This is a genomic window from Streptococcus parasanguinis (assembly GCF_001074805.1).
GTDB lineage: Bacteria > Bacillota > Bacilli > Lactobacillales > Streptococcaceae > Streptococcus > Streptococcus parasanguinis_A.
On the sequence record NZ_JUPI01000153.1, the window covers coordinates 1 to 252 of the forward strand.

The following is a 252-nucleotide window of genomic DNA, read 5'->3' on the forward strand; positions in this document are numbered from 1 at the left end:
TTGGAGGATTACCCAAGTCCGGCTGAAGGGAACGGTCTTGAAAACCGTCAGGCGTGTAAAAGCGTGCGTGGGTTCGAATCCCACATCCTCCTTAATATTAACGCGGGATGGAGCAGCTCGGTAGCTCGTCGGGCTCATAACCCGAAGGTCGTAGGTTCAAATCCTGCTCCCGCAATTTGGCTCGGTAGCTCAGTTGGTAGAGCAATGGATTGAAGCTCCATGTGTCGGCGGTTCGATTCCGTCTCGCGCCAT

3 tRNA genes are annotated in these 252 nt (G+C 54.4%); all 3 read left to right on the forward strand.

The features are described from left to right. Positions 1 to 2: 2 nt before the first annotated feature. A tRNA-Ser gene (locus tag ADI76_RS10660) sits at positions 3 to 92 on the forward strand. Positions 93 to 101: 9 nt separating this feature from the next. Next, positions 102 to 175: transfer RNA gene (locus tag ADI76_RS10665), tRNA-Met, on the forward strand. Between the two features lie 3 nt (positions 176 to 178). Beyond that, positions 179 to 251, forward strand: a tRNA-Phe gene (locus tag ADI76_RS10670). Position 252: the final 1 nt, after the last annotated feature.